10 protein-coding genes are annotated in these 10,269 nt (G+C 73.3%); 2 read left to right on the top strand and 8 right to left on the bottom strand.

Annotated elements, in window-relative coordinates; all coding sequences use genetic code 11:
- On the top strand, positions 1–1,074 hold a 1,074-nt coding region (locus tag DSY14_RS24530; protein WP_211718985.1), incomplete at its 5' end, for a LysR family transcriptional regulator.
- A 104-nt stretch (positions 1,075–1,178) separates the two neighbouring features.
- Here DSY14_RS24530 and DSY14_RS24525 read toward each other — a convergent pair.
- From DSY14_RS24525 to DSY14_RS24495, 7 genes are all read right to left on the bottom strand, one after another.
- A complete protein-coding gene (locus tag DSY14_RS24525; protein ID WP_249188401.1) occupies positions 1,179–2,420 on the bottom strand; it encodes a VWA domain-containing protein in 1,242 nt (413 codons plus the stop codon).
- Positions 2,404–3,300, bottom strand: coding sequence for an SRPBCC family protein (locus tag DSY14_RS24520; protein ID WP_211718984.1), 897 nt, complete (start codon positions 3,298–3,300; stop codon positions 2,404–2,406). Before DSY14_RS24520 ends, DSY14_RS24525 begins: the two co-directional genes overlap by 17 nt.
- On the bottom strand, positions 3,297–4,211 hold the full coding sequence (locus tag DSY14_RS24515) for a MoxR family ATPase (RefSeq protein ID WP_211718983.1): 915 nt from the start codon (positions 4,209–4,211) through the stop codon (positions 3,297–3,299). Before DSY14_RS24515 ends, DSY14_RS24520 begins: the two co-directional genes overlap by 4 nt.
- The gene (locus DSY14_RS29325; protein WP_211718982.1) at positions 4,208–5,215 is read right to left on the bottom strand and encodes an XdhC family protein; all 1,008 of its coding nucleotides are present in this window, start codon (positions 5,213–5,215) and stop codon (positions 4,208–4,210) included. Before DSY14_RS29325 ends, DSY14_RS24515 begins: the two co-directional genes overlap by 4 nt.
- A gap of 97 nt (positions 5,216–5,312) precedes the next feature.
- A complete protein-coding gene (locus tag DSY14_RS24505; protein ID WP_211718981.1) occupies positions 5,313–7,676 on the bottom strand; it encodes an aerobic carbon-monoxide dehydrogenase large subunit in 2,364 nt (787 codons plus the stop codon).
- On the bottom strand, positions 7,673–8,200 hold the full coding sequence (locus tag DSY14_RS24500; RefSeq protein ID WP_211718980.1) for a (2Fe-2S)-binding protein: 528 nt from the start codon (positions 8,198–8,200) through the stop codon (positions 7,673–7,675). Before DSY14_RS24500 ends, DSY14_RS24505 begins: the two co-directional genes overlap by 4 nt.
- A gap of 2 nt (positions 8,201–8,202) precedes the next feature.
- Entirely contained in the window at positions 8,203–9,075 is an 873-nt protein-coding gene (locus DSY14_RS24495) for a xanthine dehydrogenase family protein subunit M (RefSeq protein ID WP_211718979.1), read from the bottom strand.
- 173 nt (positions 9,076–9,248) lie between these two features.
- On the opposite strand from DSY14_RS24495, the gene DSY14_RS24490 reads away from it, so the two are divergent.
- Complete coding sequence (locus DSY14_RS24490) at positions 9,249–9,968, top strand: trans-aconitate 2-methyltransferase (RefSeq protein ID WP_211718978.1); 720 nt, start codon at positions 9,249–9,251, stop codon at positions 9,966–9,968.
- Between the two features lie 81 nt (positions 9,969–10,049).
- Here DSY14_RS24490 and DSY14_RS24485 read toward each other — a convergent pair.
- A partial coding sequence (locus tag DSY14_RS24485; protein WP_283091692.1) for an acyl-CoA dehydrogenase family protein occupies positions 10,050–10,269 on the bottom strand: 220 nt, incomplete at its 5' end.

The raw sequence follows: 10,269 nt of genomic DNA, 5'->3' as shown, positions 1-10,269 counted from the left end.
CGTGACCGGACCGGAACGGCCCGCCACGCCCCGGGCCGTTCCGGTCCGGTCACGTCCGCGCGCACCCCGAACCGGGGGTGCGTGATGACCCCCACCCAGCTCAGAGCGTTCTCCGCCGTGGTCCGCCTCGGATCGGTCAAACGCGCGGCCCTGGAGTTGCACGTCTCCGAGGCCGCCGTCTCCCTGCACATTGGCAAGCTCCGCAGGCTCTTCGACGACCGTCTGTTCTCCCGTACCGGAGCGGGACTGGCGCTCACACCCGGCGGTGTGCGTCTGGCCGGACGCGCCGCCGAGCTCATCGGGTTGCAGGACCGCACCCTGCACGAGGTCGGCCGGGCCCGGGACGGCACCCGGCTGTTGCGGATCGCGGTCACCGCACTGTTCGCCGAACACGCCGCGCCGGGCCTGATCGAACAGTTCGTGGGCCGCGCCGACGACCTCGACGTCGAGGTGAGCGTGCACGCCCCCGAACGGTTCGGCGCGTTGTTGTGCGACCGCGCCGTCGACGTCGCGCTCGGGCCGGTCCCGCCCGAGTCCGGGGCACCCGCCGGACGTCTGGTCTCCCGGTGCGTCCTGAAGTACCGGCTGCTCACCGTGGTGGCCCCCGAGCACCCCCTCGCCCGGGGGCGGGCGGAACCGGAGCGGTTACGCGACCACCCCTGGCTTCTGGGACCCTCGGCGCTCGACCGCACCGGTCTGGTCCCCGCGGCGCTGCGCCGCTTCGACGTCCCCGAGTCCCACCAGCGCGTGTTCCCCAGCCACGCGGCGGCCCTGGAGGAGGTCAAGCGCGGCGCCGGTGTCGGCCTGGCCGTGGGGTTCGCGGTCGGTCCCGACCTGGCCGCCCGGAGGCTGGTCACCCCTGTCGGACCGCCGGTGCGCACCTCCGGGGCGTGGGGCGCCCTGACCCTGGCCGACCCCGAGGAGGGCGTGGCGGGGGAGTTCGTCCGTTTCGCGACCACGCCCCGCGCCACCCAGGCCATGCTGCGCGGGTCCGGTGTGCATCGCGGGCGCTTCCGCCCGACCACCCACGTCACCCTCTGGAACCACGCCGAGGTCCCGGCCGGGGCCGACTGAGCGGGGCCGTGCTCCCCTCGGGTCCACCGGCGGACCCGAGGGGAGGGCGTCGCCCGGCGGGGTCGCGCGGGCGGCCGGGCGCGTCCGTGCCACGGACGTCGGTGTCAGGGAGTGCGGTGGCGCCTCGGGATGGGCCGCGTGGACGACCGGGCCGCGTCGGTCAGCGCCTCGACCACCTCCCGCAGGGCGGCGAAGCTGTGCGCGGGCACCACGACGTCGCAGTACGGCAGCGCCGCGGACATCCCGCCCGTGGACGGGGCGAACCCCGGTGCCGCCGCCCGGGGGTTGGCCCACACCACCCGGTGGGACCGCCGGCGCAGACGGGCCATCGCCGCCGCCATCGCCTCGGGCGGGTCGCCGTCCCACCCATCGGAGAACACCACCACGACCGCGCCGCGCAGCAGCGTGCCGTGCCGGGAGGCGAGCAGTTCCCGCAGGCCGGCGGAGATCCGGGTACCGCCGAACCGGTCCGCCACCGCCTCGGTCGCCCGGGACACCGCCTCGTCCACGGTGCCTCGGCGGAGCAGCGGGGTCAGCCGGGTCGGGCGTGTGCCGATGGTGAAGACCTCGGCCCGCGCCGTGGACGCCAACGACCCGGCCAGATGCAGGTACGCGGCGCTCTGGGCGCGCATCGAACCGCTCACGTCGCAGACCACCACCACACGACGGGCCCGTCGGACCGGGCGTTCCCGCACCAGCTCCAGCGGCTCCCACCCGGTACGCCTGGCCCGCGCCAGGGTGGGGCCCAGGGCCACCCGGCCTCCCGACCCGCGCGGCCGCCGACGTCGGCCGCGCCGACGGGGCGGGCGGCGCGCCGCGTCGGTCGCCCAGGCCGCGAGCGCGGCGCACTCCGCCTCGCTCAACCGTTCGAAGGGCTCCTCGGAGCGGGCCTCCAGTTCACTGGGGGAGAGGTCGGGTGACTCCTGTGTCGCCTCGTCGCGCTCCTGTGTCGGGGGAAGGGTCGCCCACGGCAGACCTTCCGGCGCCCCACCGGCGGGTCCCTCGGCGTCGTCGCGGGACCCGCGGGAGGCGTCGCGCACGCGCGTGGTGGAGGTGACCTCCGAACGCGATTCCGCCCCCGGAACCCCTCCGTCGAAGGCGGTGGCGAAGACCGTGTCGAAGACCGCCAGGTCCTCCGCACGGCGCACCAGGCACACCCGGGCCGTCCAGTACAGGCGACCCGCGGTCTCGGGAAGACCGACGGCGAGCGCCCGCGCCCAGGTGCCCGCGGCGTCCAGGTCCACGCGCGCGCCACGGGCGCGCAGGCGTTCGACGAACGCGACGACGAAGGCGGCACGGTCCACACCGGGCAGCGGTGAGGCGCCGGGTTCAGCCGAGGACGGCATAGCCGACGAGGAACCCCAGTGCGAAGGCCACGACCACGGCGATCGTGGGCCACAGGAATCGGTTGCCGCCGGAGACCGCCATGAGGTCCACCGGCTCGGCCGCGGGGCCGTCGATGGTCCGTCTGGTCGAGGCCGCCCGCGCGGTCTCGTTCCGGTTGCCGTCCCGGGGCTCCGGGACCGTCGGCGCCCTCTCCGCCGGCACGGGGCCGGGGTCGGCGGGGGCGGGATCACCGTCGTCACCTCCCGCGTCACCGTCCTCCCTCTCCCCGGACAGCGGGCCGTCGCCGGCCATGTGGTCGCCGCCCGACATGTGCGCGCCGCCGCCCATGTGGGAACCCCCGGACATGTGCGTGCCCCCGCCCATGTGGGAGTTCGCGCTCCGCCGACCGTCGCCCCGGCCCTCGTCGTCCGCCATACCGTCCGCCTCCTCGTGGTCGGGGGAGGCGAGTCTCGCCTCCACCCTCTCCACGAACTGCCCCAGCAGACGCTCCGAAACATCCTTGATCATCCCGCCGCCCAACTGGGCGAGCTTGCCGGTGATCCGCAGGTCGGTCACGACCGTGGCGGTGGTCCCTCCGTCGGTCTCCCGCAGCCGCACGGTGACCGTCGCGGAGGCGTTGCCCGCGCCCCGGTCCGCCCGGCCGGAGGCGTCCACCACCGCCCGGTGGGCCTGGGGGTCCTGTTCCACGAACCGTGCGGTCCCTCGGTAGGCGGCGACCACCGGCCCGACCTTCACCTTGACCCGTCCCGAGTAGACGTCCCCGTCCACTTCGGTGAGCTCCGCCCCCGGCAGACACGGGGCCAACTCCTCTACGTCGGTGAACAGGTCCCACACCCGGTCCAGGGGCGCGGCGACGGTGAACTCGTTGTCGATCCTCATGGTGATGTCTCCGCTCGGGCCCTGGAGGGGTGCGGCGACCCCGACGGGCCGAGGTCGGGGTCGTCCAGTGCCGCGACCACCGTGTCGTGGTCGTCGGGGGTCTTGATCAGCGCGGACAGTGTGCGCACGACGTCGTCGCGGACCAGATCGGTGACGCCCAGGGCGCCCAGGGCCGAGACCCAGTCGATGGTCTCGGCCATGCCGGGCGCCTTGTCCAACTCCAGCGCGCGGACCCGGCCCACGAACGCGGTCGCCGAGGCCACCAGCGCCTCACCCGCCTCGGGGACCCGCCGACGCAGGATGGCCACGGCCCGCTCCGGTTCGGGGTAGGTGATCCAGTGGTAGAGGCAGCGCCGACGCAGGGCGTCGTGCAGGTCGCGACTGCGGTTGGAGGTGAGCACCACCAGGGGCGGCCGCCGCGCGGTGAAGGTGCCCAGTTCGGGCACGGTCACCGACGCCTCGCCCAGGAACTCCAGCAACAACGCCTCGAACTCGTCGTCGGCGCGGTCCACCTCGTCGATGAGCAGCACCGGCGCCACCGGTCCCCGGTGCCGCACCGCCCGCAGGATCGGTCGGTCCAACAGGAAGCGTGCGGAGAACAGGTCGCCGTCGTCCAACCGCTCGCCGCGCGACTCGGCCAGCCGCACCGCGAGCAGTTGCCGCTGGTGGTTCCACTCGTACAGGGCCTCGGCGGCGGTCAGCCCCTCGTAGCACTGCAGTCGGATCAGCGGGGCGTCCAGGACCAGCGCGAGGGCCTTGGCCACGGCGGTCTTGCCCACCCCGGGCTCGCCCTCCAACAGCAGGGGTCGGCCCAGCGTCATCGCCAGGGACAGGGCGGTGGCGGTGCCCTCGTCCACCAGGTGGTCCCGGGCGTCCAGCCGCCGTCGGACCTCGTCGGCGTCGAGCCTCACCCTCGTGCCGCCTCACGGTCCCGGCATCCCGTGCAGCAGAACCACCGGGTCTTCCCGCCCACCTCCAGGTGCGGTGTGGTCGGGCCGACGGTGACGGTCATCCCGCACACCGGGTCGACGGCGGTCGCCACCGGCGGGTTCCCGCCGCCGATCGCTCCGCCACCGGGTACACCTCCGGCGGGCGCGTCTTCGCCCGGCGCGCCCACGCCGGGCCCTGCGACCACGGCCATCGCCTCATCCGGCCTGGGTGCGCCGGTCACGTCCGGTCGCGCCCGGACCGGCGCGGTCAGCCCGTTCACCCTCATCTCGCGGGTGAGCTGGGCCAGGATCGACAGCGCGATCTCCGCGGCGTTGCCGGCCCCGATGTCCAACCCGACGGGGGTGTGCACCCGGCCGCGTTCGCGGTGCCCCAGGTCCAGCGAGTCCAGGACCGCCGCGCCGCGTCGGCGCGAGGCCACCAGACCCACGAAACCCACGCCGGCGTCCAGGGCGGTGCGGATCACCGCCGCCTCGTCACCACCGTGGCTGGCCACGACCACGGCGGTCGCGTCCGCCACCACCGCGGCGGGGCCCGACTCCACCACGAACCCCAGCGGCGGGGCCATCTCGCGCAGCGCCGCCACGATGGGGGAGTCGCCCACCACCGCCACCACCGGTTCGGGCAGCCGGGGCCGGAGGAAGATCTCCAGGGCGCCCCCGGACAGGCAGGGGTTCACCACCACGTGCGCTCCGGGGGTCTCCGGGAACGGCTCCTCCTCGCCCGGCAGCACCCGGAGCAGCACACTGTGCCCGTCCCGGATGGCCTCCAGGGCGGCGGCGCGCACCGACCCCTGGGCGCACTGGCCGCCCACGAAACCCTCGATGGAACCGTCCGGGAGGACGATCGCCCCGTCTCCCGGTCGCGCCGAGGCGGGCACCTGCGCCCGCACCACGGTCGCCTCGACGAACGGCACCCTGCCGGCGAGCAGCTCACGGCCGCGGCCGGACAGGTCTACGGCGGCCATCGCGTGGCCCACCCCTTCCTCGATCCTGCTGTCATCGGTACGCGGTGGTGTCCTCCGGGCTCCGGCGGACACCACCCTGGTCGGGTCCGTGCGCTGGTCAGAACGGGGGTCGGGCCCGGCCGCGCATGGCGTCCCACACCCGCGACGGGGTGAGCGGCATGTCGGCGTGGCGCACCCCGAACGGCTTCAGCGCGTCCACCACGGCGTTGACCACGGCCGGCGGTGAACCCACCGTCGCCGACTCGCCCACGCCCTTCGCGCCGATCGGGTGGTGCGGTGACGGCGTCACCGTGTACCCGGTCTCCCAGTCGGGGACCTCCAACGCCGTGGGCAGCAGGTAGTCCATGAAGGAACCGCCCAGACAGTTGCCGTCCTCGTCGAAGGAGATCATCTCCATCAACGCCATCCCGACCCCGTCGGCCAGCCCGCCGTGCACCTGGCCCTCGATGATCATGGGGTTGATGCGGGTGCCGCAGTCGTCCACCGCCACGAACCGGCGTACCTTGACCTGCGCCGTTCCCGGGTCGACGTCCACGACGCACACGTACGCGCCGTGCGGGTAGGTGAGGTTCTCCGGGTTGTAGCAGACCTGCGCCTCCAGGCCGCCCTCGATGCCGTCGGGCAGGTCGCCCGCGCCGTGGGCGCGCAGGGCGACCTCCTGGATGGTCACCGACCGCTCCGGGTCGCCCTTGACCGCGAACGCTCCCTTGGTCCACTCCAGGTCCGCGACCGAGGCCTCCAACATGCCGGAGGCGATGATCCTGGCCTTGTCCCGGACCTTGCGCGCCACCATGACGGCGGCCGCGCCCGACACCGGCGTGGAACGGCTGCCGTAGGTGCCGAGTCCGAACGGGGTGTTGTCGGTGTCGCCGTGCACGACGTCGATGTCGTCCGGCGGGATACCGATCTCCTCGGCGACGATCTGCGCGAAGGTCGTCTCGTGCCCCTGGCCCTGGGACTGCACCGACAGCCGCACCACGGCCTTGCCGGTGGGGTGCACCCGCAGTTCGCACCCGTCGGCCATGCCCAGACCCAGGATGTCCATGTTCTTGCGCGGGCCCGCGCCGACCGCCTCGGTGAAGAACGACACCCCGATGCCCATCAGTTCGCCCCGGGCGCGCTTCTCGGCCTGCTCCTCGCGCAGCGCGTCGTAGCCCGCTATGCGCATCGCCTCACGCAGCGTCGGCTCGTAGTCCCCCGAGTCGTACACCCACCCGGTCTTGGTGGTGTACGGGAACTGCTCCGGCCGGATGAGGTTCCTGGACCGCAGCTCCACCGGGTCCATCTCCAGTTCGTGGGCCAGACAGTCCACGATCCGCTCGACCAGGTACACGGCCTCGGTGATGCGGAAGGAACAGGCGTAGGCCACCCCGCCCGGCGCCTTGTTGGTGTACACCGCCGTCATCCTGGCGTGCGCGGCCTCGATGTCGTAGCTGCCGGTGAACACCCCGAAGAAGCCGGCCGGGTACTTGCTCGGCGCCGCCTGGGCGTTGAACGCCCCGTGGTCGGCGAGCACGTTGGTGCGGATGCCCAGGATGCGGCCGTCCCGTGTGGCCGCGATCTCCCCGCGCATGACGTAGTCGCGGGCGAAGCCGGTGCTGATGAGGTTCTCGGAGCGGTCCTCCATCCACTTCACCGGTTTTCCCACCACCAGGGACGCCACGATCGCGCACACGTACCCGGGGTAGATCGGCACCTTGTTGCCGAACCCGCCGCCGATGTCGGGGGAGATCACCCTGATCTTGTGCTCGGGCAGCCCCGCCACCATCGCGTACAGGGTGCGGTGGGCGTGCGGTGCCTGGGTGGTGGACCACAGCGTCAGCCGACCCTCCACCGGGTCGAAGTCGGCGACCGCGCCGCACGTCTCCATGGGGGAGGGGTGCACCCGCGGGTACACGATGTCCTCGGTGACCACCACGTCGGCCCGGGCGAACACCGCCTCCGTCGCGGCCTCGTCGCCGGTCTCCCAGTCGAAGACGTGGTTGTCCGACTTGCCCTCCAGATCGTCGCGGATGACCGGGGCGCCCTCAGCCAGGGCGGTGCGGGCGTCCACGACCGGGTCGAGCACGTCGTACTCGACGTCGATGAGTTCCAGGGCGTCGCGCGCAGCGTAGTGGTCCTCGGCCACCACGAAGGCGACCTCCTGACCCTGGAAACGGACCTTGTCCGTGGCCAGGACCGCCTGTACGTCGTTGGACAGGGTCGGCATCCACGCCAGTCCCTGCTCGGCGAGCCCGGCGCCGGTCACCACGGCCCGGACCTTCGGGTGGGCCTCGGCGGCGGCGGTGTCCACCGACACGATGCGGGCGTGCGCCACCGGTGAGCGCAGGATCGCCAGGTGCAGCATGCCGGGGAGCCGGACGTCGTCCACGTACCGGCCACGCCCGCGCACGAAACGGGGGTCCTCCTTGCGGAGCATCCGTCCGTGCCCGAGGGGTTTGTCGTCGTGCACGGCGGTCATCGGACCTCCTCCCGGGTCGGGGCCTCGGCGGCGTCGGTCCCACCGGGGTGGGCGGGACATCCGTTCGCCTCGTGTTCGGCCGCCCAGCGCACCGACCGCACGATCGTGGCGTAGCCGGTGCAGCGACAGATCTGTCCGGAGATCGCCTCGCGGATCTCCTCCTCGGACGGGTCGGGGTTGCGGTCCAGCAGGGCTCGGGAGGTCATCATCATCCCCGGGGTGCAGAACCCGCACTGGAGGCCGTGGCACTCGATGAACCCCCGCTGCACCGGGTCGAGCTCGTCGCCCTCGGCGAGCCCCTCGACGGTGCGGACCTCCCGGCCCCCGGCCATCGCCGCCAGCACGGTGCAGGACTTGACGGGCTCGCCGTCCAGCCACACCGCGCACGTGCCGCAGTTGCTGGTGTCGCACCCCCAGTGGGTGCCGGTCAGTTCCAGGTGGTCCCGCAGGAAGTGCACGAGCAGCAGCCGGCTCTCGATCTCCCTGGTGACCTCCGCACCGTTGACGGTCATGGTGACGCGCATGATCAGGGCCTCCCGGTCCGGACGAAGGCGCGCCGCAGCGCGCGTCGGGTGAGTTCCTCGACGAGGTGACGTTTGTACTCGGCGCCGCCCCGACCGTCGGTGGTGGGATCACAGGCCGCTGCGGCGATCGCGCCCGCCCGTGCGTACAGGTCCTCCGAGGGCTCCCGGCCGCGCAGCGCCTCCGCGATCCCGTCGACCCGCACGGTGTGCGGGCCCACGGCGGTCAGCCCCAGCCCGGCGTCGGTGCACCGGCCGTCCTCCAGCCACACGGCGGCGGCCACGGCGGCCACCGCCCAGTCGCCGGCGCGGCGCTCGACCTTCTCGAAGGCGCTCGACCCCCCGGGGCGCACGGGCAGGCGCACCTCCACGAGCATCTCGCCGGGGCCGAGCGCCGTCTCGTAGGGGCCGAGGTGGAACGCGGTCATGGGGACCGTGCGCCCTCCTCCCGGCCCTCGCAGGACACAGACCGCGTCCAGTGCCCCGCACACCGCGGACAGGTCCTCGGAGGGATCGGCCTGGCACAGCGAACCGCCCAGCGTTCCGCGGTTGCGCACCAAGGGGTCGGCGATGACCCTCTCCGCCTCGGCGAAGACCGGGAAGACCTCCGCCAGCTCGGCCGACTCCAGCAGCTCCCGGTGCCGGGTCATGGCACCGATCCGGACCTCGTCGGAGGTGACCCGGATGTACCCGAGCTCGTCGTGGAGCCCGTTGATGTCGATCAGGTACTCCAGATCGGTGAGCCGGAGCTTCATCATCGGGAGCAGACTGTGGCCGCCCGCCACCAACCGTGCCGACTCGCCCAACCGGTCCAACAGGCCGATCGCGTGGTCCACGCTGGTCGCGCGTTCGTATTCGAACGGTGCCGGGACCTGCATGCGCACTCCTTCGCCTTGTGTGTGAGGTAGTGCACACCCGAGGGTCGCGCCGGTCAACGCCGACCTAAGGTCTCGCTTAATCTCCGAGGCGGTGGGGGTGTGTGGGGCATGGGAGGCCTCCGTCGCACGGAACCCCGTTGCGGGGAGGGAGCGGATCGGCGACCGTGGCCGGTGTGTACTCCGACGAGGATCTCGCCGCGCTCTGCGACGTGCTCGACCCCCGGGTCGCCGGTGACGACCCCTGCCTCCCTCACGTCATGGCCGCCGACTCCGTTCTGGACGTGGGCCGCGGCACCGGTGCACTGCTGCACCGGGCCCGGCGGGAGGGGCACACCGGGCGTCTGTGCGGGGTGGACCCCGACGTCACCGCGCTCGGCCGGGCCCGGACCCGGCGGGACGTGGAGTGGTGCCAGGGCCGGGCCGAGGACATGGGCTTCCGCGGGGAGTTCGCTCTGGCCTCGATGGCGGGCAACGTGTTCCAGCAGTTCGTCACCGATGCCGCGCAGCACGCGGCGCTCACCGCGGTCCGCACCGCCCTGCGCGAGGACGGCCGCCTCGTGTTCGGTACCCGCGACCCGCGGGCGCGGGCCTGGGAGCGGTGGACCCCGGACCACGCGACCGAGGTGGTCGATCACCACGGCCGTGCGCTGCGGGTGGAACACCGGGTGGAGTCGGTGGAGGGAGGGGTCGTCACCTTGACCGAGACCATCGCGGATCGTGACGGCGCTCCCGTGCGGGTGGACCGGGGTGTCCTGCGGTTCACCGGGGTCGAGGAGATCGACCGTCTCCTGACGGCGACCGGGTTCAGGGTGCACGCGCGTTTCGGGGACGGTGGGCGGGGGCCGCTCACCGACGCGAGCCGGGAGATCGTCACGGTCGCCCGCCCCGTATGAACGGTGCCCCCTGGGCGTCGCGCGCGAGCGGCGCCCCACCCGAGTGGTGCGACGCTCGCGCGCCCGACGACTCCGGCGGTGCTACCGCACGGGCAGGCCGGTGATGGTGCGACCGATGATGAGCCTCTGGATCTCGCTGGCACCCTCGAAGATCGTGTAGATGGTGGCGTCGCGGTGCCAGCGCTCCACCGGGTAGTCGCGGGTGTAGCCGTTGCCGCCGAGGATGCGTAGCGCGTTCTGGGTGACGAACGTGGCGGCTTCGGAGGCGTAGAGCTTGCTCATGGAGCCCTCCGCCTGGGTG

This window comes from Nocardiopsis sp. MG754419 (assembly GCF_018207095.1).
Lineage (GTDB): Bacteria > Actinomycetota > Actinomycetes > Streptosporangiales > Streptosporangiaceae > Nocardiopsis.
Note: the sequence above shows the minus strand (reverse complement) of the source record. Positions and strands in the feature narration are given on the sequence as shown.

Bases quoted from the DNA above. Each gene is read 5' to 3' on its own strand.
- DSY14_RS24525 (WP_249188401.1), bottom strand. From the start codon at position 2,420: ATGCCGTCCTCGGCTGAACCCGGCGCCTCACCGCTGCCCGGTGTGGAC.
- DSY14_RS24520 (WP_211718984.1), bottom strand. From the start codon at position 3,300: ATGAGGATCGACAACGAGTTCACCGTCGCCGCGCCCCTGGACCGGGTG.
- DSY14_RS24495 (WP_211718979.1), bottom strand. From the start codon at position 9,075: ATGCAGGTCCCGGCACCGTTCGAATACGAACGCGCGACCAGCGTGGAC.
- DSY14_RS29325 (WP_211718982.1), bottom strand. From the start codon at position 5,215: ATGGCCGCCGTAGACCTGTCCGGCCGCGGCCGTGAGCTGCTCGCCGGC.
- DSY14_RS24505 (WP_211718981.1), bottom strand. From the start codon at position 7,676: ATGACCGCCGTGCACGACGACAAACCCCTCGGGCACGGACGGATGCTC.
- DSY14_RS24500 (WP_211718980.1), bottom strand. From the start codon at position 8,200: ATGCGCGTCACCATGACCGTCAACGGTGCGGAGGTCACCAGGGAGATC.